Genomic DNA, 25,425 nt, shown 5'->3' with positions numbered 1-25,425 from the left:
TTTCTATATAAATTCCATAGCTAGTGGCATGAAATCCAACCACTCACTTTCATTTATTTTAATTTTCTCAGTCGGGCCAAAGCCCTTAACCGTCACAAGATAGTATTGCTGTCCATCAGCAATATTTTGCTGCTTATTCCAGCGATAGTTGCCCAAATACAGTTTTCCATCAAAGCTGATTATGACCAATGTGCCAGCTTTTGGCTTGCCCTGGTTAGAGTCACACTTGATAAATTCCCGCACATCTTTAAAGCCAGTTTTTTGGTTTTCAAACTCTATGCGTACGGGTTCACCCTCTTCCAATGCCTTTGGCGCATCATCTAAATTTATTGTGTTTTTATCTGTAAGCTCAGGAATATTCTTGTTTACAAAGACCGATGAAGTATACGGAAGAATCTCTTTAGAATTAATCATAGAGTTGAGTTGACTACAAATATCAGCCGGAATACTTCCTCCTTCAATATTGATGCCCATTTCTATATTTCTATCGAGCGCAGCTTCGGTCAAGTTCGCACTAGTTATAAATGCCCCTCGCCTATCAGCAACAGCGCACTTTGCGTGTACTCGAGCAAATCCACTTTGATACTTTTCTCTGTTCTCACGAGGCCAAATATACAACTGAATGTTTGGGATGTTCGTATGGAGTCTCTCAAGTGTCTTTAAAAAAACGCTTGATGACTCCTTATCCTCAGACTCCAAAAGCATTCTTACTTGTACACCCCTCGCAATTGCCTGCTTAAGTGCTTGCTCAACATTGGGAATATTCACCAATACGAACGAAACGATAAATAACGTCTCTTTAGCAGAATTTATAATGTCTAATAGAACTTGTTCGGACCTTCGAACAGGAAATAAGTTTGAGTCAGGGCCTGTCCATACAAGCTCTGTCGATTCATGCTCTCTTTGTTTTGATGACGCATAAGAGGCGCCGAGTATCAGCGCCGCTAACTCTTCACTGGTACAAGTACTGTTCTTCCAAGCACTTAAAAGTGAATTAAGTGCATCATTGGAAGCTTCTGCATTAAAAAAACCCTTTAATACAAAAGAATCCATTGATTCAGTCACTTTAATTTTCTTTGAAAGTGACTTTATTTTATCAAAGTGCTGATCTTTGACGACATCATAGATACACAGAAGTAAGTCATCCATCAACAGTCAACCCCAAAAAACGCTGCACCATCATTATCAAGCGTTGGTACTACCAACGCTCTATCTAAGTAGCGGTTGTTTTTTTCACATGACGTTTCAGCAGCAAAAGTACAAGCGTGGCAAGCCGCAGCATGTAAAGTTCGGTCTTTTTCAGGATTATGCTCTGAGCAGAGTGGATCCGATGAACAAACTCTCGCTCGATTTAGTGCTTGATGGAGTAGTCTTTCCAAGTTTTCAGCCTTGCCTAACTCAACTAACCCTCCGAGGGTACCATCAGAGTCAGCAGCCGCGGTGTATATCAAGATACCAGCTTGGTTGTTTTCACCACTTGTATCACCATAAATTCTTTCACGAATACTTGCTGCATTGTAGCCACATTCAAGAGCGAGCTCCCTAATTAGTAAATGAGCTATAGTGTGTAGCAAAACATAACGAACCCCTGGATACCCGCTATCTGGAGATAATCCCCTAGCTAATCTCCAGCCTTTATGGCCATTAATTAACTTTTCATTAATAACCTGAACAGCCGGAATCTGCTCCCATTGATTCAGTCCTTCCTCATTGAAGCGAATAAAGATACCTTCACCATGTACTTGGCTAGCTGGTACCCAGGTCGGCGTATCATTACATAACGAAGCCATTGGTGGCTGCTCATCAGGATTATTACTTTCCTCAGGAGCTTCCACTCGCGTGAAGCCAATCAAGGCATTCACTTCCCTCAACCGTTTTAGTAACAAAACATTGGATATTTGCTTTTTGTATTTTACCGGTACACTTGTCGCTTCACTTAAAAAATGCGGCCAGTCGGTTGGGGGCGTCGGATTGATAAACACATCCCACTCAGGGCCCTTGATATCTTCTTGGGTAACAGTTCCACTGACATCACCATTTCTAATCAATTCTAGAACTTTCCAAACTTCTTCTGGAGAATACTTATCAATTCCCGGTAAAAGCGCATTCTCCACTAGCAATTCCATTCTAATCTCTACATCAGCTGCTGACTTAGCTTTAGAAAGGTTATTCCAACCATCTTGAACCAGCTGAATAATTGGATCACGAGTTAGTGGGATAGCGAGAGCTGATAAAGTTACTGGGAACCAGCTATTCGTTGCTCCTAACAGTACGCCTTTGGCATCTTCATCACAACTAGAATCAAATTTGTCTAAATGAGGGTGTCGTCCCCTACAAGCAGGGAGATTATCCTTACCTGCTTTTCCAAAAGCTTGAGCTAAATTTCGTTTAGCGTCACATTCATCACACTTAACCCACAGGTTTTCTGTTTGCAACGAAGCACCGCTTTCGAAGAAACGTAAACCTCCAGTACAAGTAGAATGCCCACCATGCACATAGTAGCGCCATGGGAAGTCATCTAAGTGACCATTGCGACATGCCAAGAGAAAACGAGCAGGTACAGCATCAGCATCTTTCGCTGGTTTATCCCCTTTGGAACCTCGGCACATTGCATGTACAAATCTCGTTTGCTCCGGTCTGTATATATTCTCTTTAATATCAAAGAGGCCGGAATCATACTCAGCTAACATTCCACACTTAACACAGCGTAACCATCGAGGAAACGGCCTAACTGGAACTCCCACTCTTGCTTCCGCCGAATAACGGTCAGTCGTTTCTTTATTAGGAAAGGGAGGCATCCTCATACTTTCGACTTGCTGTCCAAGTACTTTTTTTACCGCAGACAGTAGCCGAGCTTCAGTGATAGGAGGACACCTATCTTTATCCCAACGGTCGATTCCCTGAGTAACAACCGATAGACTTGGCATATCTATTAATGCTCCTGGTCCATAGGTCCAAAGAAGCTGACTTGGCCTTACATCACCAACAGGAGTAATGTTTGAAATCGTCTTTTTACCACCGCTCATTATGAATCACCTTCTGTTGCACTTTTCTTCTTCACTGGAGGCTTCCAAGAAGGTCCATCCGGGAGCTTTTGAGTATTCATTTGTAATTTAACTCCAGGCTCAACTTCACGCATAGACATAGGAACAGTAAATCGCCCCCACTCACCTATACCTGGTTTATTAATCAAAGCAACTTTTGAGTCGACCTTTTCACCTTTTTTCTCATAGGCTACTGTTCGACCAGGAACGTTGGTTTCTTTTACCCACTCATCAACTCTTTGTTTAATAGCAGCGCTTGCTAATTTCTTTGACTCGGAGTTCTCTTCAACCAAGTGCACCCTGTTCGTAATAGAACTAATCGTTGTTTGAACAATACTTGAACTTGGCGATTTTAGTTTTGCTGCCCCATCATTAGGGTTCAACTCATCATCGCTTAAACGCATTAAACTCAGCATTGAGCCAGTCAGCCCTCTATCCATCGCTCGAGGGGAAAACGGAGTCACTGATTGCGCTTCAACATGTTTGTAGAATGTTGAATGATAGTGCTCGAAAGTTTCATAATGCGATAAATCTCTCGGCCTTGACCATGTCAATACGGTACAAACCAGCCCCGGAAAACTACGCCCAACACGGCTGGTAGCCTGGATATATTCGGCAGTACTCTTTGGCTGACCATTGACTGCCATCACTCCAAGTCTATTAACGTCAACCCCAACTGATAGCATATTGGTTGCTAGTACTATATCAATAGCGCGACTTTCTCCCTCATCCCACCTAGTAACATACTTACCTTCAACAGGATCGAAATCTGCCTTAAATTTGACTTCTAGCTGATCAAGATATTTAGGAATATCTTGGCTTGATACACGAGAAGTCAATTCTCGTATATTGTTGACACTTCGCTGCTGTAATCCAGGTCGCTCAACCAAACTCATTTGCACTCGGTAAGAACGAGTTTGAACATCATCCTCGGCCAGTCGTTTCATACCGCCTAACTCACGTAAAGAGTTGAAGTAACCAACACTTGTCATGTACGGGTCAGCTACTTGACCAAAGCGTTCAAACAACGCTTGAGATGCAGTCAAAAAGGCTGTGTACACACGTATTAATACTGCAGGTCTTGCACTGCCCGGGGAACACACTCCCATATAGCGGCGGCCGTAATGATCTTTGATTGGTCGCTGGACAGAAAAGAAGTTGTCTTCTATGTCTAATCCATGTGGTGGAAATACCGCGACTTGACGATTAAAAACACCGCTAACTTGTTGCTTTGCTTTCCTAACTGTTGCTGTTGAAGCGATAACTTTAGGTCGGATAGGCATACCATCAAGTGTCCATGAGCACAACTCATCGACTGCCGTTTCATATAAGCCCACCATCGTCCCTAATGGACCACTAATTAAGTGAAACTCATCTTGAATGATTAGATCTGGCGGGCGGATTTCAGAAATAGCTTTGACTTTTACTGTAGGACCTGCTTTAGATTTTGGATGATTACCATTACACGAATTTGAATCAGACCAGATCAAACCATGCCGCTCACATTCAAGGCTTGCTTTGCCAAACAAGTTTCTGATTTCACCTCGCCACGCCATCATCGCAAACTTATCTACCGTGGCAATCATCATTGAAGGTGGACGGTGGTACATCTCTTCATCAACTACTAGAGCAGGAATACCCGGATGTGCTGACTTGGCTGACTTGCCTTTAGAAAACTCACAGCGTGCTTTTTTATCACCACAGTAGATTGCTGTTTGTAACTTATCCTTGTTAACCTCAATATGCTTACCAGGGTCAATCTCTTCACCACACCAAGGACAACTCGTTAACTGCGCTGGTGATGAACCTCCTGCATTGTATTTATCAGGGTCTCGAATATCTTTTATCGCTTTTGCGCTATCATCAGTGCTACCGGGTGCCACCTTATTGCCAACCCATAAGCCGATCGTAAAAGGGGTTTCTCCAAGCCGCGTATCGCCATTTTTCACAGACTCCTGACGAATGACTTCCATCGCACAAATCAATGTAGTCGCACGTTGGAACTGCTGTAGCGTAAGCAGTCGTAGGGTGTAACGCATTATTACCGCTAGGCCTCGACTTGCATCATAGCCTCCTAAGTTGCCCTGCAAACGACGAATCGACATAGTGAATGCAGCCACACCAAGGTAAGCTTCTGTTTTACCACCACCAGTTGGGAACCATAACAAGTCGGCAAATGACTCAGCCGATTCTGTTCTATCTTGGTGATCTGGCTGTGCTAAAGCAGGAATAGACAACAGAAGAAATGCTAGCTGAAAAGAACGCCATGAGTAGTTTTTTGGATCTTTGTAAAGATCATCAACTTTTATGGCTTTATCTGTTCTGCGTTTATGAGCATAAATACTCTGTACACGTTGCTTAGCCATAGCAAGGTTTGCAAAACGAAATGCTTCCAATGCATTGTCGTTTTCGGGATCTGCTAATACCTCTATGCCTTCCTTTAAGCGCTGATTTATTTCCGAACAACTAGCAATAGCTCGATATGCAGCATCATCATGATTGACGACATCATCACCTATTCGGTGTTTCTGCTCATCTATCCAAGCGGTGTAATCGTCGGTCATCTGAGTTAACGCAACGACAAGGTCTTCTCTTGTCATTTCAGCTAACTTCAGCATATTCAAATAGCCACCGGATACCATTGCCTTTAGCGCTGGCCTGTCCCCATCACGGAGGCCTGGAACTTCCGTTACTGGCACTTCATATTGTGGCATGACAACGGTTTTGACTTTCGACGCCCTCTCTACGTCCTCTGATGACACATCTGCATGAACGGCGATACCGTGTCCTGAGGCAAATTCCACTTGGTTGCGATAAACCATTTCCAATGATTCTCGCTCCAAGTCTTCACCATCAGGTTTTAATACGGGGCGCTTACGGAAAACGTCTTTGTTTGAGGATTCGCTAACAGCAGAGGCTGAAATCTCAGGTTGAAAAACCCACGCTGCATCTCTGTTTGACTCTGGTTCTTCTTGTGTATTGACCAAGAAAACTGTAACAAGTCGATCGCCATTTTCATTTGGCTTTCTCACCGTTCCTTGAATAACGACCGCAGGGTTTTCTTTGTCGATAGCAACAGGCTTAATCGACCCCGTTTCTAACGGTAAATTTATGGAACCACCACAAGGTATACGTTGCCAAACTTTAACTTTGGCACCTTGCGATTCTTCACCTGTTTCAGGATCAGTATGAGTCTTGTACATATCATGCTCATAGAAGCGCTGATAACGTCCCCAAGAGGCTTGAAGCTCAATACTTTTTTCCTCACCAGACACACAGAATGTAAAACCCATGCTTGAGGGAATTAATGATTGGTTACTCGCAGCATCAACCTCTTCGCTAGAATCGGGGTCAGGCTTAACACTGCCAGACGGAGAGTCAGATTTCGTCGAGGTAGCTTTGACTATTAAATCTTCAGGCTCATCGTCCTCATCACCAGAGCCATCAATACCAAACTCCCCGCCTTTTTCTGCAGCATCCAATGGTGCCAAACGACCAACTAAATAGCGGTCACGAACACTCATATCAAGGATTTGCTCATGAGGTCCATTTGCAGGACCTAACAAATCATCCATCACTGCATACTGAAGCAGTTCCCTTACATAAACATCATCTTGAATGAGGGGGACTTCAGCTAGCGTTTTACCTAAGAGCTTAGGGATCTCTTCAGCAAATGTTGTCCACTCAATACGAGATATTTGACCTGAACGCATAAACGGCACTGCCACAGGTAGTTCAGATTTCAGGTACTTATCGAAAAATAATGTTGTTGAATCTAAATCACTACGCTGTCGATAAACACGTCCTACACCCAGTAGTACATTTGTGCTATCTACCACAAGTACCCAACAGCCTTCAACAATACCTGAGAACATTTCTCTCTTACCGTGCAACTGTACGCAATAATCCGAAAAACGTGAATTACCTAGTTTTGTAGTATTTAGTGCAATAAATGCTTTGTTCTTAGTTTTCCTAACCATTCAACTCTTATCCTTATTCAGCCTCATATCTAGCTTTATTCAACATTGAGAGACGATATAAGATTTCTTCTCTAGCCTTCTCACTAATAGTGAAGCGAGTATTTTTCCCTTCAGGTAAGTAACCCACACAGTGAAACCCATACTCTGGTTCTAAATCGTTGAAACCGTAGGCGGACAAAACAGCGTCGTTTAGAGCGATTTGCTTTTCTCGCAACGCACTAATCTCAAATGAATATAAAGTCTGATCATGTAAATCATTGTAAAACTTAGTCATGCCTTTTTGATTTTCAAGCATGTATTTCGCTCTCAAATCAAAGAATTCTTGTCCCTCTCGATTTAAATCGTCATGCGTGCCTTCCAACACTTTTTCTGGGAATGGGAACGTTTCAAATACATCACCATGAGTGTATCTAAGGTCTTGCTTCATTCTTGAGCCATGCTCCCAAGCCCAAACGGCATGGATATCTGATGATAGGCAAGCAAATAAAGACATACTGTCACTTGTTACTACACATAATGTATTAGCGTAAATATACTTGTTAGGAACAAATGTGAAACATGGGTATTTGGTCGCTCCAGTTGCAAAAACCAAGACCTTCTCCATCGGTTCCTGCATTACATCCCAATGTTTGGGATGCTGTTCAAATGAATGCCCCCTTCCAACCTTATGGTACAACTCTGGTCTTGGTCTCAAATGTCTCCACCAATATTCCTGAGCTCCTTTATCTTTACCAGATAACCTCTCTTGCTTTACATTTTCCTCTAAATGCACAAATGGCAATTCATATTTTTCAGCTTCTTCTATCTCCCAATCAAAAAAGGAAATAACCTTCCTTTCAGGAGAGTGCGTAGAACTCTGGTTTACTTCTCTACCAATTAAAAAGTCAAAAATCACATTTTTAGTTTCAGGCTGCTGCTTCACCCACTTTTCTGTTGTGTCTGAGTCAACCAAAAAACCATCCCCAAGGAGGATACTACCTTGGTAAACCATTTTTTTATTTGAGTTTATTTTTGCAGGGGACCAGTTATCTCTATGACTTAAACTTGGAGATATATAATCAACTTTCTGACCATTTATGGTTTTTTCTCCAGTCCAGCTCCCTTTGTATAAATGCACTCGGCTAGTAACTACACTTGCATTACCGGGCCAAACTTCGCTGGGTACAGCCTGATAAATGCTAGCACCTATTGCCAACATTTGAGATAGTGATATGTCTCTCGTATTTCCTTCCGCAATGGTATTAACTGCAATCAGTCCCATTGTTTTATTGGGAGCTAGTAGCTTATAAGCCTGTAAGAAAAAGTAGGCAACTAGGTCTGCAGAACCTCTTTTACCATCAGCTAAACATTCAACTAAATAATCGCGATAACATGTACCCATGAATCCCGTTATTTTTTGACCACCAAGGAAAGGAGGATTTCCGACAATTGCGTCAAAGCCACATCTTTCGGTACTGAATACCTCTGGAAACTCTAAACACCAATGAAAGGCCATTCTTGCTTTTTTCCTGTCTGTTAGGTCAGCAGACAATCCATCTAAGGCTGCAGACTTCAAGTCATGAGTACACTCTAAATCACCAGCTATGGATTGCGGTAACAAAGCTGCAAGAACGGAAGTGTCAGCTAACTTTCCACCAGACTTTAATGTCATACCAACCAAGGCATCTGCTACTAACTTTGGAAACGCTATTGCTTCTTTAACCTGATCAGCCGTGAGTTCCATTTCCGCTATATCAGACACTCTATTGATATCATGAACTGCAATTTGTTTTCTCAGTTCTGCAGCATCTGTTACCCGCTTTTTTACTTGCTCTGCAATAGGTAGCTCTACCAACTGTGATTTTTTAGCTTGAGACGGATTTAAATTTAAGAAGCAGAGCTGATCTAGGTCATGTATACCTAGTAAACTATCACCTGACTTTAGATTGTGATCTAAAAATCCAAAAGGTCGATCCTTAGATAAAGTAACAAGCCAAATTGATAGTTTTGCTAGTTCAACCGCTAGCGGGTTGATATCAACACCATAGAGGCAACGTTCTGAGATTAACCGCCTAGCGACAATCAAACGCTCTTCAGCATCAATAGGCAACAACTCCATAGTTTCATCGTGAGTCGTTGCTCCCTTCACTGTGACAAAAACACCTGTTTGCTCGGCTATTAACCATGATTCACACACTCGTTCAGCCAGCCATCGACACACTTGAACAAGAAATGCACCAGAGCCCATTGCTGGGTCACAAATTTTTAGATCAAGTAGTTCTTCTGGTGACTTAAGCTGCCACTCTTCGCGAGGTTTACCTTCAGCAGGCCCAGTATATACAACGGGCTCAAGCGTTTCGGTCACTATGGATTCGGTTAACGATTTAGGCGTATAGTGAGAACCTGTTTCTCGTCTATCAGTACCTGTTGTGAGCATAAAAGCACCTTTGGGGTAAAGCAAAGGGTTACCCCAAGCATCAAACCTTAAAAAGTGATAATAAGGCTTAATGCGCTGACACAGTTCCATGTCGTTATAGCAAGCTACCAAAAGCTTATCGACATCTGCGTCGGTCACTTCTTTATTCAAATCATTCGTGATTCGAGATGGAGAACTGCCAGTGCGTTCTTTGAGAAGACTCTTCAATGTAGGCAAACCATCAAGAGCTGCTGAGGCCAACTCCCCTAGCAGAACCCAAGGCTTTTTGCAGCTTTTGCTACCAGATAACTCCAAAGTAACATCAGGAGCACGCTTTACCGTCTGCTCCAACAAACCTTCATAGACATAACCAATTTGTTCTACATCTAGCGCTCGATAAGACAGCGTTCTACCTTGATACAGTTGAATTGCATCAAGGAACAATAAGACAGTACGGTTATCAATTGGTAGTGGTTTTGCGTCATCTTCAAGCCATTTGCTACCTTTTTTCCTGCCTTCTAAGAAAGGGAACCTATCGGGATCAAAAAGCGAGCCGCCCAATGCGGGCATTCGCATATTTTCATGTTCAACACCAGAGTAAACAGATCGGAAGATAGCTAGTAAACGCGCCCATGCATTTTTACGATAAGAGAGCACTTCATCACCATGTAGACTCGCATCTTCTCTTAACTTAGCTCGCAGTGTCGATATTGCATAATTAGCTTCATAGGCTTGATCACCTAAGAGCAATAGGCCACGTTCTTCCGCACAAAGTAAAAATACCAAGCGCATCATTAATGTTAAACCGGCCTCGTATAACTCTTCCGGCTCAACGCCCTCCAGCAGTTCTCCATTGTGATCATAGTTAATGCGGTCAATCGACTGAATAAGCACTTCAACCGCTCGACTTACTTGAACGCCAAGTGTTTGGGTGACATCATCTTGATGCTGCAATGATTCATCAATTAGCTCAGGAAGAGTTTTAGCTTCATCAAAGCCGTTAAATACAACTCCTATGTTAAACAGGCTATAGAATGCTTTTAACGTTATAGGTTCAAGTCCCCATAGACGAGCATACCAGCTGGCATAGGTCGTTATTCCACCAACAGGAGCATCAATGAACATCCATTGTTCTCCATTTGTGATCAGCCCCAGTCTAGTTCCAATACCTCGACATAAATGTGCCATGCGTTCCGCTGGCGTTGTAGACCAGCTGTCCCCCGGAAATACTTCACTCAGAGCCGTACCTGCCGGATAGAATTGTATCAACATATAAGGTTTGGTTTCGTCGCTAGCAATGACCACATAATCTGGTTTTATCGTTACTTGATGTCCCGGAATAGTAACTTCAATTGAGGCATGCATCTTAGATTGATCTTTAAGTACATCCCCATCTTCATCCTCGTCTAACTCCAATCCAAATTTTAAAACCCAGTTGGTCCATTGCTGATGAATCTTGTCTTTGATTTTTAAATCTTCTAGTGCATCACTATCAATGACTTCTCGCCATTCATCGTAAGTTTGACGAAACTGTCTCTTCTTTACTGAGTCTAGTTTTTCAAGTCCCTGTGGAAATGCTTGGTTTAGAATAGGCTCAGCCAGAAACGGGCCAGATACTTCAATGAGTGACAGCCAGTCAGCATGTTGATTTGTGGAAAATGCCATCAGTTCGCCTCACATAGGTTATCTGGTACCAGGAAAATTACCGCTACGGGGAATGTACGGTCGATGTAGTTTGCGTAGCGTTTCTCGATTGCTTCGGTCTCTGCCTTTTTGTCCGACTCGATTCGCTGCTGCCTTGCTTCAATTGCTGCTCTGTCTTTTCTCACTTCAGTCCTCTCATCTTCTCCAAATAAGCTCAACTGTTCGTGAAGAACACCTTCGAGTGATAGCTGTTCACCAATTGAATGATCTAACTCATCAAGCACGGTAGTAATATCGTCTATCTCTTTCTGTTTGAGTCGATCTAGAGTACTTTCCAAGTTGGTAAGGCGCTCTTTTGATCTTGCTTCTACAGACTGATGAATTGATTGGGCTTGATTCGTAAATCTGGTTTTTAGCGCATCTTTTGTTTGCTGAGAGACAGATGCTGGTGTTGATAGCTCAAGCCATGTGTTTATTTGATTCACACCTCGCTCTCGACTATATCCACTGTCTTTGAGATAACCACCAGCATAGGTAATTTCTTCATGTAGGCGGTTATGTGTCCCACCAACTACAACTAGCCTTGATGCAACAATCGCAACCACACTTTGCAGTTCTGATGAAGTAACACTTCTTACTGTAACTCGGTGGAGCTTATCGTCCTTCTCCCAAATTTTACTGCGTAGTAGTCGTAAGCACATTTGTACTAAACGATGATTTAAGTGCACAAGCACTACATCATCTCTCCCTTTAGCAACGTTATGATCAAACGTTATTGGCCTAATCTGTTTGGTAAATGGGTGGCGTAGACCTTTGTTGCAAGGCGCCCAAGAGCCTGTAAACTCTGGCATTATGTACACACTACCTTCAGGTGTATCTGCCAGAGTTGTTGGTTTTAGTTGTGGTTTCTGAGCAACTTCCAAGGCTGTCTGAACAGCAGCTAATACATGATCAGGTGTTAAGTGAAAATCTTCTTGAGTCGAGATAAGTTGCTGGTGTAGACGCTTTATCTTTTCTTGTAAGTCCCTCTCTGCTCTGACCGCCTTTCTCGCTTTGGCCATTTTGGCTTCAGCTTGTAGTGTATTGAGCTCAGTGGCTCGACCTTCAATTAATCCCGCCATTTGAGGAGCGATGACCGGGTTTACACTCCCCATATCTTCACGCATCGACTCTAGCTTGATAAGTGCTCTGATGATGTCATCTTTATGGCCACCAACAGTGTCACTATCAGTTGCTGAGCCAGCATCAACAGGGTGCCAAATTAGAATTTCCTTTGCTTTTTGGCCATGTCGGTCGATACGGCCATTCCGCTGCTCCATTACATTTGGATTGTATGGAATTTCTAAGTGTATTAGACAATTACAATGATTCTGTAAATCAATACCTTCGGAAGCTGCGTCTGTAGCTAATAATATTCTAACGTCAGATTGCTCTGGATGGGTTTGAAAAGCAGCTTTAACACCCTCACGCTCTTCATGATCCATACCTCCATTGATGATAGCCAGGCGTTTACCAGCCAACCCTTTTTCAGTAAGAATTTTTTCCAACCATTGTTGAGTTGTTCGATACTCTGTAAAAAGGATAACACGCTGATTATTCCAATTTTTACCATCTTTTAAATTGCGATTAATCCAACTACAAATAGCATCAGCTTTTGAATCTGACTGGTGTTGTGCTACTTGAGCCCAACTCCGCAATTCATTTATTAAAATGCGCTCTTGCTGACTCAGTGGTACCGTTCGACTGCTTGCCTCCTCGATAGCTTCTTCTTGTGCCAATTCAATATCTTGATCATTTGCGTAATCTTCGTCAGCTTTAAGCATCGCTTTGCGAAGGATACGCTCTTCAATAACTGTCGTTTGTGTTGACTCAGAGGCCTTGTTTAAAGTGTTGATATGTTTTTCTAGCGTTGATGCAAAAGACGCGGGTGAAGAGAAGAGTCTTTTCTTAAGTAAACCGTTAACAAACTTTGTTGCCATCGCATTTTTTGCATCAGCGTTTGATAACTCACGACTTTGCGCATACTGATCAAGCTTTTTATGCATGCTGCGCTCAAGCTCAGTGAAATTAACCTCCAAAGCTTGCAACTTTCTCTTCGGATAAAGAGCCTCTCCATTTTCATCGACAAGATCGGTTTTCAAACGCCTAATCATGACTTTCTGGAGTTGTTTCTCGTTCGGTAAGATATTACGAGAGAAACGCTGGTCATCAAGGATTTCTAACAGCGATGTAAATGACTCAGTGTAGCCATTGTGGGGTGTCGCCGTTAAAAACAACTTGTGCTGAAAGTGTGGCGAGATTTCTCGAATAATTTTTGTGCGCTGACTTGCAACTGCGTAATTGGCTGAACCAGAAGGAGCGGCATTATGCGCTTCATCAATGACCAACATATCAAACTTACGAGGGTACTCTGCTTTCGCAGGCATAATTTCTCGGAGTAGTCTTAAACCTTCACCACTTTTGATCCAGTCTTGAGAAGCGATAAGTCGAGGAAACGACGTCCAAGGGTTTGCGTGAATACCTCTTTCACGGCGAAGCAGCTTTACATAATCAGTATTAACAACTTTAAACTCTAGCCCGAACTTTTCTTGCATCTCATCTTGCCACTTTAACTGTAGCGACGCGGGACAAATAATAAATACAGTTCGAGCACGATGCCGTAATAGCATTTCCTGAATGACTAAACCTGCCTCTATGGTTTTACCCAAACCAACGTCATCTGCAATAAGGAGATTGACACGAGCCATGTTGATAGCTCTAACTAAAGGATCAAGCTGAAAGTTCTCAATGCTCACACCGCTGCGAAAAGGGGCTTGTAAGAAGTTTCTATCTGCATTGGTAGCAGCCCCCCAACGTACAGCATCTAGAAATGCATCCAGCTTGCTTGCATCATCAAAACCAGTTATTTCTGGCAGGCCTGATTTTTCGATAATGTGAGCGCCGGGCTCAATCTCCCAGATCACTTCAAGTTCTTCGCCTAAGCCATCTTCATCAATAGAGGATAACTTTACATAATTTTGCTTTTTATGAAATGAGGTTGGGAGTTGTGAGGAGTTCACATCAGCGACAATCCATTGTCGTTTTCTAACTTCAACCAGTTGGCCTGGTTCTGGAGTGACTGAATATTTGATGGTTTGTGTCATAGCTACTTATTGCTGATAGAGAAAGCAGCCTATGATTATAGCATTGAACACTCAGTTATGAGGAGTTACTTAAACGCTAAAGTTGCTTCACATCAATAAGTTAACTGTACATTTTTCACTCTAACATGTGCAAATCAATACTATCGAGCCTTAAAGTAAAAACTACTGATTGGGTTGCTGGTTGATATGATTCTGTAGGGAAGTACCGACTATTTCACCAAGACGCACAGGTACTGCGTTTCCAATCATTTTACCAAGGTTTTTTATCGCATATTCGCCATCTGGCTCAACGAACTCATAGTCATCAGGAAACGACTGTAAAATTGCGGCTTCCCGCAATGAAATTGCTCGGGCTTGAGTTGGGTGCCCAAAACGACCATTCCCAAAACCAAAGCATTGAGTCGTGATAGTTGGACTAGGCTCATCCCATGTCATGCGACCATAAACACTAGCATAGCCTTTTCCACTAGCTTTCGTATGGCATTTAGCCCGTAGTTCCTCAGGCCAATCTCGCCACGTGCCTCCTGGTTTTGATGCTTTTATTCGCTTCAGATTCAACTCAGACAAACTACTTGAGCGATGCAATGGATCATGCTTGCTAACACTACCCGCCTTAATTCTTGGCAGATGTCCTATAACATCTTTGACCGTTATGTATTTGCTTTTATCGTGAGTTGGTTTTATTAATTCAATTTTTCCAAGACGGGAAGCTAATAAAACGAGCCTACTTCTAGTCTGTGCCATCCCATAGTCCGGACAAAAAACAACTCTCTCATCAACGAAGTAACCTTCTGATTTTAGGCCTTCTTTAAAGTCAGTGTAGACTTTATGCTTATTCAAATCAGGAACATTTTCCATAGTAATGAAGTCAGGTTGTGATTCTTTAACTAGGCGAGCGAACTGATAAAGTAGCCCCCATCTCTCATCTTGTTCTTTAGGTTTCGCTTGAGTGTACTTAGAGAAAGGTTGGCAAGGTGCACAGCCAGCAAGTAACGAGTATGCACTATCGTCAAATCTTGACTTAATGTCTTCGGCTGTAACATCCGCTACACTTTTTAGAACAAACTCAGCACTGTTGTTGTGCTCATACGGAAATTTGCAGTTCGCCTCAATATCAAACCCAGCTTTTACATCAATCCCTGCCTTTTGTAAGCCATGGGTCAGGCCACCAGCACCACAAAATAGGTCAACACCTACGATTTTCACTTTAACTACCAAAATCAACTTTAACTTTGCGAGGACTATAGCATAAATCTAGTAAAGCATCGAGCACGATAGTGAAGTGTAACTATGAACAGCAAGAATCATCGTTACTAACAAACAGCTCGTTGATTATTGTAATATACCGCTCAGCCACAGTGCCAACCTCACGGTATGCCATTTCGAGAATCAGTGACACCTGCTCATTGTTCTCTAGAGGTACGTAGTTTTTCTCGTCCATATAAGATTCAATCACCGCAATCTTGTCATCCCGCCCTTCTAGAAACTCACGAAAATCTTTACTTGCTTTTGCGCTATTACATTCTCTACAGCTCGGTACCAGATTTCCGAGTCGATGCTCTCCTAGGTAAACCTTATTAATAGGAATTGCGTGCTCAATCACCAGTTCCTTTGACTCTCCACAATAAGCACATTGATGGTTGAAGTAGGCTTTGGTTGCCTGCCAATCCTCTTCAGAAAACTGCTCTGTTCCAAGGTTACTAAGGATATTTCGTACTATTAGGTTTTGAGCATTACCTATCGCATTACCACGGTAGCGGCTATTGGCTCTGGCAGTTGGTGCTGATAGCTTGCGCGAGGGGGTTGTTTTGGATTCGAGTAACTCACTCTCCAACGGAGATGGGTCATAGTCGATGCCGATCCGTTTTAAGTACTTAGCAAAGTAAACCGCGTCTTTTTCAAACCAGTGATTGCATGCACGAACAGTTTGCCCACGCACCAAGTAAACTTGGGTCCAGTATCGCTTGGATAAATCCGAAGGAAGACTGCTAATTGGATTCAAAAAAGGAAAGTTAAGGTTAAAATTGCGCTTGGAATAATCAGCATCGCAAAGACGCTCGAACTCATTGTGATTTTTTTGCTCGCAATACTCCAGCACCTTGGGTAGAAGTGTCTGTACTAACTTTCCAATTTTCATAGCCGGTCTGACCTCGTTCTGAAAATACTAATAAGTATATACTGTAGTGGTCAACTAAAATTGGCCACGGTTTTAGAGTTTTCCCAATACAGTCGTTCAGACTCATTGGGTGTTAGACCACCATTATATTGATGTAGCCTGAGTTGGCTGTAGTAGCCCGAGATGTATCGAGTTATATGTTCTCTCGCTTCGCTAAAACTCCGATAACCCGACACGGGTATCCATTCTGTCTTTAAGCTTCTGAAGAACCGTTCCATCGGACTGTTGTCCCAGCAATTACCTCGCCTAGATAAGCTTTGCTTGATTTGATAACGCCACAACAGTTGCCGATAAGAACGACTGGTGTAATGACTTCCTTGGTCGCTGTGGAACATCACGCCTTTGGGCTTACCTCGTGATTCAAACGCCATAGAGAGTGCCTTTCCTGTCAACTTGCTATCAGGCGAGACTGACACCGCCCAACCAATTGGCTTTCTCGCGAACAGGTCGATGACAACAGCAAGATACATCCAGCGCTGTCCCGTCCAAACATACGTCACATCACCTACCCAGATTTGGTTGGGAGCGGTAACGGCAAATTGTCGAGACAGATAGTTGGGGATCTCTACGTGCTCTTGTGATGCCTTTCGATATCGGTGCTTCGGTGTTTGACAGCTTACCAGCCCTAATAATTTCATTATCTTAGAAGCTCGATAACGTGTCAGTTTTATACCTTGAGCTGTCACCATGTCGGCAATGCTTCTCGCACCCGCAGAGCCGTTGCTTGCTGTATGAACTTCTTTAATAAGACTTTTTAGCTTCACCAACTCTGGAGAAACACGCTTAGGGCGACAACGCCAGTATTTGTAACTGCTGCGGTGGACACTGAACACATGACACAAGGTGGTTATATTAAAGCTCTGCCTGAGTTTCTCGATTATCGCGAGTTGTTCAGTGAATCCGACATCAAGAGAGCTGTAGCCTTTTTTAATATTTCATTGTGCTCTTCAAGGCGTGCAAGTTTCTTCTTCAGCTCTCGTATCTCAATCTGCTCTGGTGTCATTGGTGAGGCTTGAGGTGCTACTCCCATTCTTTCTTGCTTGAGCTGCCTTACCCACTTATCCATTGTCGATTTACCCACACCCATGGCTTTTGCGGCTTCAACAACGGTGTAGTTTTGGTCGAGAACAAGTTGCGCTGCTTCGAGTCTAAATTCCGCACTGAAAGTACGTCTGATTCGCTTAGTCATAGTTTCACCTGTCATTCTATGAGGTGTATCTTAACACCTCTAATCAGGTGGCCAAATTCACTATGCCACTACAGTAACATCGATATCCCCAATGACCTCAATAAGGCGGTCGATCTGAAGCCCGTACTCAGAGAGAGACTGAGGGGCCTTTCCTCTAAGCGTTGCAGACTCCACATAGCGCGCGAACACTTTTGATATAGGGTTCTGTGCACCTCTAGGGCTTGTAGAGACTTGTTTCACCGTTGGAGAGGACACAGACAAAGGATTCCCCGCGATAGACGTAGAAATCGGGTTATAACCAAAGTCCCGCTTGTGACGTGCTCGGCATAAAGCTTCTAGGCGATGCACGTAGTGGTAGAAGGCAACAGCCAACCGCCGGAATGAATCACTAAGTATAGAGACAACCAACCCTTCACGGTCGAGCTGTTCCAGCATGAATTCTTTCAAGTGTTCCGCTAGCTCTTGAAGCTGGCTATTAGTAGCGGTCTCAATCTCATAACCACTTAGTGGAAGGGTATCAGAGAGACCAAATTCGTGAATACTACCGTCAGTGTCACGGGTGAGCTTGAGGACGTCCCTATAGGCCCCTGTAGCGTCTAAATCGGCCTTAACGTGCTCATACCATCGCTCAGCGATAATCGCACATTCGATAGCATTCAGCTCGATATCAGACGAGCCTAACAGCTTCAGCTTAGCTAACTCAATCTGCTTTTGAGCTTCTTCAAGATAAGCGGGAAACAGACGCTTGGCATCTTTGAGGTTCTTGGTGCGTAGTGATGTTTTGAACTCGATCTTACCTATGGTGTCCCGTAACTCTTTCGGAACGCCCCTTCTGAAGAAGTGGACCCCAGTTCTAGGATGTTTGTGAGGTGATGATGCCCATTTGTACCTACCCTTTGTACCACTAGGTAGCCACGCCAGAAACAACTAAGCCCCTGTAACATAAGGATTCCTTACGCTACAAGGGCTTGCAGAAATTGGCGGTGAGTGAGAGATTCGAACTCTCGATACGTTGCCGTATACACACTTTCCAGGCGTGCTCCTTCAGCCACTCGGACAACTCACCGGTGCGTTAACCTCATCGGCTAACGAGGCGCTAATTTAATGATTATGCTGGGAATGGTCAAGTGCAAAACTAAAAAAAATCGCCCCTAGTGGTTTGTTTGTCTACTAATTGTCTTATTCGTGCAATTAAACGACGATTACACACTCTGATAGTAGCCAGGCACGCGAAACCAGCGGCGGCATAGATCGAGGAAATGGCCGTACAACACACCCATGCCGCAGGAAATCGCAGCGTTACTCGCCACCGCCGTGATGATTTGGTCAGTCGATGCGCCCACTGTATAAAGAATCGCGGCATATACCGGGGACTGAAACAGCACGTAAGCCACCAGGTCCGCGATATTCTTCATAACGCTACCCTCAGACAGCCTTCTCCCCTGACGCAGGAAAAAGTCGCGAAACACACCATAGGGCCATGCAATCGCGATATTGACCGGAATGGATAAGGTGCGTGAAGCCAGGGATTGCTCAAAACTCATCCCGGAAACAAAAATTTCGATGATCATGCCGGCTACAAAGCAAAACACCACCATAGCGAAAGTGTCCGCCGCCGCGTGCCTGATACAAAAAGGACCACGTGCTTTCATTTACATCCTCAAATAAAACATAAAACTATAAAATTGCGACTTTTGTAAAACATATTACTGGATATTGTTTTAATACCAGTTTATGGCGCTATTAAATCACAACAATAATAGTTTTAGGTTCCGTTTTTAAATTCGAATGGTAAATAAACTACCAAAAAGAAAGCACGAAGTAGCATCTAACGCTGATTTTACAAGCGTTTAACAAGCAATCGTTTATCTAAATGCCGGTTATGTAATTTAATTACAAAAATCCGTCAGTAGTACGGTAAGAACGTCCAGTTCTTTGGCTGGAGGCAGGCGTTTCCGACACAGGTGAGAAAGCAAAGACTGTATACTCTGCGACAGAGAATGATTGTCAGGCAGTTCCAGTGACTGCTGCAAGTTGTGCAGTATGCTGACGGCTGCTTCGGTCGAACGGTTATCCAGCGCAATATAGAGCTGAACCAGCAGCTCTTCAGTGTTCCCAGAGAAGGTCGGTAAACTGGCACCAGAGCGGAACTGATACAGTTTGTTGGTGAATCGGTACAGCGCATCATCCAGCTCGTTCTCATCGATAGGCTTAGCGATAATGGCATCCGCACCGGCATTAAGCATCTGCTCACGGGTTTCACGAAACACATCAGCGGTGCAACCAAAGATGAGCACACCAGACTGTCGGACATTAAGACGCCGGATACCATCAATGGCGGAAATGCCATCTTTGACCGGCATATGGTTATCCATTAACACCAAATCGAAGCAGCGCTCCTGCACCGCTTTGATCGCCAGAGCGCCATTATCCACACAGGTGCAGTCGAAACCTTTGTTCTTCATAAAGGCTTCGAGAATGATGCTGTTGGTGCGGTTGTCTTCAACGATCAGCACGCTCAACCCGGTGCAGTGAATATGGCGTGAGGGCTTATCTGCCGCGACTTGAGGCTCTGCCTTATCCACGGCGACCCGGACGATAAAATTACTGCCGATGCCGACTTCGCTGATAACGCTGACGCTGCCTCCCAATACCTCGGCGATTTGTTTAACGATGGCCAGGCCAAGTCCGGTGCCGCCAAAGCGCCGGGTGGTGGAAGACTCTTCCTGTTCAAACGGCTTGAAGATTTTGTCCTGCGCCTCTTTGGCAATCCCGATCCCGGTGTCACGAATTTGCATACTCAGATAGAGCTGTTCATGTTGCTGCTCTTCAGTAAACGTCACTTCAACCAGGCCGCGATGGGTAAATTTCACGGCATTGTTGAGGAGGTTAAACAGAATCTGGCGCAGGCGGGCTTTATCCGAGTAATACCAGCGATTGTCTTCTATATTGTTATAGACTTTGAACTGTAGCCCTTTTTCGTTGCACAGGGTTGAATAAACACTGGTGATACTGCCTATGATCGATTCCAGTGAAAACGCGCTGTAATCGAGCTCGAGGCGCCCCTGCTCGATTTTTGAGAAATCCAGAATTTCGTTCAGCAGCGTCATCATGTGCTCGCCTGATTCATACAAGCTTTTCATTTGCTGGCGCTGGCGAGGTTGCAGATCGCCTTTTAGCAGGATCTGTGCGGTGCCCAGTACTCCGTTCATTGGTGTACGGATTTCATGAGAGAGCGTGGCGAAAAAGGCACTTTTCGCCTGCGTTGAAGCCTGGGCCTTGATTCGCTCTGCCTCGAGATACACGGTTTTCTGGTTAAATGTATCGATCAGATAGCGAATCTCGTCCTGACTGTTGTAGTTCACCTCTATGATTCCCCCCTCGCGGGATTCATCGACCTGGCGCGCAATCACCACCACCGGGTTAATCAGGTAGCGATTGATCAGGTAATAGCCCAGCATGACGCACAACAACAACAGCGGGATCAGCCCCTGCTCTACCCGGGTGACCAGTTCAAACACTTGATCCTTAATTAATCTATCGGCATTGACCACATCGAGATGCCAATCATATTCACTGAATGGGTAGTGGGTAATATAAGCATCTTCACGTAAGCGAAAATTATGCTCGGTGATAATCGAGCCCATCGCATCGCGCAGCCTGACTCCCAGACCATACTCTTCTGTCTGCGCTTTGATGAAATCCGTAAAGCCTTCCAGGGAAATATCAACCGTTGCGACTCCGGCAGATTCGCCCTGTACGTAATAAGGCATGGAAGCGGTGATCATCGGCACCTGGGTGTAAGAGTCGACATAGACTGGTGACCAAACAACCTTGCCGGGACGTTTATCGACTGCGGACAAATACCAGTCTTCCCCGCTATAACCGCCAGCGGCGGGGTTATTCCAGGAAATGAGCTGATCGACCTGGCCGTCCGCCGCTTTGTTAAAAAACAGGCTGGCAAATTCCTTATTGGTAGAAACAGTGCCCGCTTTTGGCCAGATTCCACCGCTAATCACAACCCCGTCCAGCACTTCAAACAGAGAGCGCAGCATACGTCCCTGCTCACTTTGATCCCGCCCGCTCTGGCCAATACTAACAATACTCTGCAGTACACCGAGCGAGCTCTCGAGTGGCTGGCGAATCTCCGTCGCCAGCATCTGGGTTCGTAAATCAAAATTTTGTTGCGCCTGTTGGCGCAGCGGCGCTTCCACAACCCAATACGTTACCGAGCCGGCGGTGACCAGAAAGAGAAACAGGTACACCGCCAGCGCTATCATACTTTTGCGTTTGAGTGAGGAGTGAATTTGCATAACTGTTTGAATTATTTCCGTTTGAGGCTGGCATCCTGCAACCAGTATAGTGAAAAACTGCCTCAGTTATACCAGGCTGGATCTGAATTCGTGACTAAAGCAGTGCTTACTTGTCCTGCCGTTCGTCGCCGCAAGGCCAAACTCACTCGCGTTAAGCGGTGGTTTAAGGTTAATATGGGCGCTTTATTTCCACCAGATAAGCATGGAACTCTATTTTGACCTTAAACGACATTCTTTCCTTACCTGAACTTGAAGGCCGCCTGCTGGGCGAAGCGAAAACCCGTGGTTTTGTCACCGCAATGGCCTCCGCGCCGAATATTCTGCCACCGGAAGAGTGGTTGCCATTTTTGTGGGGCGGCGAAGAGGTCGCACCGTTCAAAGATGCTGAACTGATGGAAAGCTATTTTCAAACTATCATCGATATGTGGAATCTGTATCGCGCAGCACTGCTGGAAGGCAGCTGGGCCTGGCCGGAAGGCTGTGAGCTGGACGAAGCTGAGATTGTGAATCAGGCTGCACGTGATTTGTGTGAAGGCGTTCTGCAAGGCTGGCAATTAACCCGTGACGACTGGGAAGTGCTGATGCCACAAGAGAGCCAGGACAACGCGCTGCTGGGTGGAGTCCTGCTGTCACTGAGCATGCTGTTCGATCCGGAAACCTCGCTGGCGACCTTGTCTGAGCAAGGTCTGGAAGGTCTCGACCAATTCGAAGAAATTTACCACGCCATTCCGGTCATGCTGTGCGGCCTGACCCAGCGTGGCGTGGCGCTGGCAGAACAAATGTAAGCTCCGGCCTATCAGGCTATTTTGCGTTTTTGCTTTAGGACTGCGCATCATAGAAAAAGCCCGCTTCAACAAAAGCGGGCTTTATAATGTTTGCTGTCTAGATAATGTTTGCCGTCTGACGGTCAGATGCCGCGCCAGATTGTGTCACGGCGATAACAAATCAAATCAGGCGTTGCCTTTGACTTGCATGTTGAGCTGCTCAGCAAAATCGAGCATGCGGTTCAGCGGGATCAGCGATTTCACTCGCAGCGCTTCATCAACAAAGATTTCGTGCTCTTCGCCGCCATCACGCAGTGCTTTCTCAATCGCTTTCAGGCCGTTCATCGCCATCCAGGGGCAATGCGCACAGCTGCGGCACGTCGCGCCGGCACCGGCGGTTGGGGCTTCAATCAGCTCTTTTTCCGGCACCATTTGCTGCATCTTGAAGAAGATGCCTTTATCGGTAGCAACGATCATTTTTTGCTGTGGCAGTGATTTGGCCGCCTTGATCAACTGGCTGGTTGAACCAACCGCGTCGGCCAGTTCGACCACACTGGATGGTGACTCAGGGTGAACCAGAATTGCCGCATCCGGATAGAGCGCTTTCATTTTTTTCAGCGCGTCAGCGGAGAACTCATCGTGCACCACGCACTCACCCTGCCACAACAGCATGTCAGCACCGGTTTTATCAGCGATGTAAGAACCCAGGTGACGATCCGGGCCCCAGATAATTTTTTTATCTTCGCCATCAAGATGCTCAACGATTTCCAGGGCGATGCTCGAGGTAACAACCCAGTCCGCACGCGCTTTCACTGCGGCTGAGGTGTTGGCATAAACCACAACGGTATGGTCAGGGTGCGCATCACAGAACTCGGTAAACTTGTCCGCCGGGCAACCCAGATCCAGTGAACACTCGGCATCAAGCGTCGGCATCAGGATCCGTTTTTCCGGAGTCAGGATTTTTGCCGACTCACCCATAAAACGCACACCGGCAATAATCAGTGTGCTGGCCGGGTGGCGGTTACCGAACTTAGCCATTTCCAGAGAATCACCGACGAAGCCGCCAGTCTCTTCCGCCAGAGCCTGAATTTCAGGGTCCGTGTAATAGTGGGCAATCAGCACAGCGTCTTTTTCTTGCAGCAGCTGTTTGATGCTCGCGATATAGGTCTGTTTTTCTTGATCTGTTAACGGGATCGGTTTTGGTGGGAACGGGTAAACCGTATCAATCTTATCCAGTATATGACTCATTGCTCTGCTCTACGCAACTTCCTTTAATCCGCGCATTGTACACCGTAACCTCAGCGATAGGCAAAAGTGATTCCGGCCTGGGTTGGCAATTCAGGCAATCAATAATTCACAATATTCAGATAACAAAAAGGCCGCATACGCGGCCTTCGCAGAATCAACAAATCAGCATCACTTAAGATTTTCTTTGGCCAGGCTGGCCGAAGCGCTGTCGGGATATTCATCCACAACTTGCTGGTAATATTTGTTTGCCTGCTCTGCATTATTATTACGTTTGGCGATATCGCCCAGCTTCACCATCGCATCCGCACGTTTGTTTGAGTCTTTGTAGGCTAGCACAGCGCCAAAGCTCTTCGCGGCGTCGGTGTCTTGCTTCTTGGCAAAGTAAAGTTGTCCCAACCAATAGTGCGTATTAGGCGCAAATGAGGAGTCAGGGTAGTCGCTCTGAAATTTTTTAAACGCGGCAATTGCGCCAGCATAATCACGCTTTTTCAAAATCAAATCGACGGCGTTCTGATAAGCGGCCTGTTCATCCGCATCGCTGCTGAACGTACCATCCACAAGTTCCTGTTGCGCGCTGTTAGCGGCGGCAGCAGGCGCTGGTCGGGATTTGATTTCACTACGAACTTTGTCGAGCTCAACAAACAGTTCACGCTGGCGCTGTTGCATCTGCTGCATATCGTAGTTATTACGTTCGATTTGACCGCGTAAATTGTTCATTTCCAGGGACATATCGTCCAATTGCTTTTGCATTTGCAACTGAACACGATTGCGGTTATCCAGCAGGCGCTCTAACCGTTGCACATCGCTTTCGGACGAAGCCGAACGAGTGGAGGAAAGTTGGCTACTGTTACTAAGGTCCGATACTGGAGCTGGTGCAGCGAACGAAGCGCTCGCTGCACTTGCCAGTAACGTAAGCGTGAATACGCGCTTTAAGTTACTGAACATGAGGTTCATCCTCGATTATTAGTACACTAGAACTGCACGGCGGTTCTTAGAGTATACTTCTTCGCTCTGGCCAAGAAGTAGTGGCTTCTCTTCACCGTAGCTTACGATAGAGATTTGCTCAGCCTGAACACCCAGCGCCTGCAGGTATTTAGATACGGCTTGTGCACGACGCTCGCCCAGTGCGATGTTGTACTCTGGCGTACCACGTTCATCAGCGTGACCTTCGATAGTCACCTTCATGCCTGGGTTTTTGCTCAGGTATGCTGCGTGTGCAGCCAGCATGTCTTCGTAGTCGCTCGCGATAGTTGCGTTGTCGAATGCGAAGTAAATAGTTTGAGTTTCACGCAGAGCCTGTTCTTTCAGCTCTTGCTCAGAAAGTTGTGCATTCTCATCCATTGGCGAAACAACCGTGGTGTCCATGTTGTTTGCTGAACCTGATGTAGTTTGGTTGGTTTCAGAACCAGCGGCGCCTGTTGCTTCGTCGCTTGAACTACATGCAGTCACTGCTAGAACAGGTAGCGCAATCAGTAGCCCTTTAAGAACTTTGTTAAGTTGCATCTTATTTTCCTTACTATGTAATAGTT

15 protein-coding genes and 1 tRNA gene are annotated in these 25,425 nt (G+C 45.0%); 1 reads left to right on the top strand and 15 read right to left on the bottom strand.

Annotated elements, in window-relative coordinates; translation table 11 throughout:
• Nucleotides 1–3: 3 nt before the first annotated feature.
• From drmC to J0X00_RS17570, 12 genes are all read right to left on the bottom strand, one after another.
• Nucleotides 4–1,149: a DISARM system phospholipase D-like protein DrmC gene (gene drmC / locus J0X00_RS17625; RefSeq protein WP_282477335.1), complete on the bottom strand. Its 1,146-nt coding sequence runs from the start codon at nt 1,147–1,149 to the stop codon at nt 4–6.
• A complete protein-coding gene (locus J0X00_RS17620) occupies nt 1,149–3,026 on the bottom strand; it encodes a DUF1998 domain-containing protein (RefSeq protein ID WP_282477334.1) in 1,878 nt (625 codons plus the stop codon). Before J0X00_RS17620 ends, drmC begins: the two co-directional genes overlap by 1 nt.
• Nucleotides 3,026–7,024 (bottom strand): DISARM system helicase DrmA, encoded by a 3,999-nt coding sequence (gene drmA / locus J0X00_RS17615; RefSeq protein WP_282477333.1) that lies wholly within the window; start codon nt 7,022–7,024, stop codon nt 3,026–3,028. The genes J0X00_RS17620 and drmA overlap by 1 nt, the downstream gene beginning before the upstream one ends.
• 13 nt (nt 7,025–7,037) lie before the next feature.
• Nucleotides 7,038–11,084: a type IIL restriction-modification enzyme MmeI gene (locus J0X00_RS17610; protein ID WP_282477332.1), complete on the bottom strand. Its 4,047-nt coding sequence runs from the start codon at nt 11,082–11,084 to the stop codon at nt 7,038–7,040.
• Nucleotides 11,084–14,206 (bottom strand): DISARM system SNF2-like helicase DrmD, encoded by a 3,123-nt coding sequence (gene drmD, locus J0X00_RS17605; RefSeq protein ID WP_282477331.1) that lies wholly within the window; start codon nt 14,204–14,206, stop codon nt 11,084–11,086. The genes J0X00_RS17610 and drmD overlap by 1 nt, the downstream gene beginning before the upstream one ends.
• A 162-nt stretch (nt 14,207–14,368) precedes the next feature.
• Nucleotides 14,369–15,412 (bottom strand): DNA cytosine methyltransferase, encoded by a 1,044-nt coding sequence (locus J0X00_RS17600; RefSeq protein ID WP_230850522.1) that lies wholly within the window; start codon nt 15,410–15,412, stop codon nt 14,369–14,371.
• Nucleotides 15,413–15,494: 82 nt separating this feature from the next.
• Entirely contained in the window at nt 15,495–16,343 is an 849-nt protein-coding gene (locus tag J0X00_RS17595; protein WP_282477330.1) for an HNH endonuclease signature motif containing protein, read from the bottom strand.
• 50 nt (nt 16,344–16,393) lie between these two features.
• Nucleotides 16,394–17,571 (bottom strand): IS3 family transposase gene (locus J0X00_RS17590; RefSeq protein ID WP_282477329.1). Its coding sequence is split into 2 segments (ribosomal slippage): nt 16,394–17,304 and nt 17,304–17,571, totalling 1,179 coding nucleotides; the frame shifts between segments, so codons are not numbered across the junction.
• Between the two features lie 60 nt (nt 17,572–17,631).
• On the bottom strand, nt 17,632–18,498 hold the full coding sequence (locus tag J0X00_RS17585) for a DUF6538 domain-containing protein (protein ID WP_282477328.1): 867 nt from the start codon (nt 18,496–18,498) through the stop codon (nt 17,632–17,634).
• A gap of 51 nt (nt 18,499–18,549) precedes the next feature.
• Nucleotides 18,550–18,637 (bottom strand) — tRNA-Ser (locus J0X00_RS17580).
• A 136-nt stretch (nt 18,638–18,773) separates the two neighbouring features.
• Nucleotides 18,774–19,223 carry an L-alanine exporter AlaE gene (locus J0X00_RS17575; protein WP_218563274.1) on the bottom strand — a complete coding sequence of 150 codons (450 nt, stop codon included), beginning with the start codon at nt 19,221–19,223 and terminating at the stop codon, nt 18,774–18,776.
• Between the two features lie 237 nt (nt 19,224–19,460).
• On the bottom strand, nt 19,461–21,884 hold the full coding sequence (locus J0X00_RS17570; protein ID WP_282477327.1) for a hybrid sensor histidine kinase/response regulator: 2,424 nt from the start codon (nt 21,882–21,884) through the stop codon (nt 19,461–19,463).
• 215 nt (nt 21,885–22,099) lie between these two features.
• Here J0X00_RS17570 and J0X00_RS17565 point away from each other — a divergent pair, with 215 nt between their 5' ends.
• Nucleotides 22,100–22,669, top strand: coding sequence for a UPF0149 family protein (locus J0X00_RS17565; protein ID WP_136484176.1), 570 nt, complete (start codon nt 22,100–22,102; stop codon nt 22,667–22,669).
• Nucleotides 22,670–22,834: 165 nt separating this feature from the next.
• Here the strand turns inward: J0X00_RS17565 and nadA are convergent, their stop codons facing one another.
• From nadA to pal, 3 genes are all read right to left on the bottom strand, one after another.
• Complete coding sequence (nadA, locus tag J0X00_RS17560; protein ID WP_136484177.1) at nt 22,835–23,896, bottom strand: quinolinate synthase NadA; 1,062 nt, start codon at nt 23,894–23,896, stop codon at nt 22,835–22,837.
• A gap of 168 nt (nt 23,897–24,064) precedes the next feature.
• Complete coding sequence (gene ybgF, locus J0X00_RS17555; RefSeq protein WP_136484397.1) at nt 24,065–24,841, bottom strand: tol-pal system protein YbgF; 777 nt, start codon at nt 24,839–24,841, stop codon at nt 24,065–24,067.
• Between the two features lie 18 nt (nt 24,842–24,859).
• Complete coding sequence (gene pal / locus J0X00_RS17550) at nt 24,860–25,399, bottom strand: peptidoglycan-associated lipoprotein Pal (RefSeq protein WP_136484178.1); 540 nt, start codon at nt 25,397–25,399, stop codon at nt 24,860–24,862.
• Between the last annotated feature and the right edge of the window lie 26 nt (nt 25,400–25,425).

The organism is Vibrio sp. ABG19, from assembly GCF_029962385.1.
GTDB classification, from domain to species: Bacteria; Pseudomonadota; Gammaproteobacteria; order Enterobacterales; family Vibrionaceae; genus Vibrio; species Vibrio ostreae.
The sequence above is the reverse complement of the archived record's forward strand: the minus strand, read 5'-3'. Positions and strand labels throughout refer to the sequence as shown.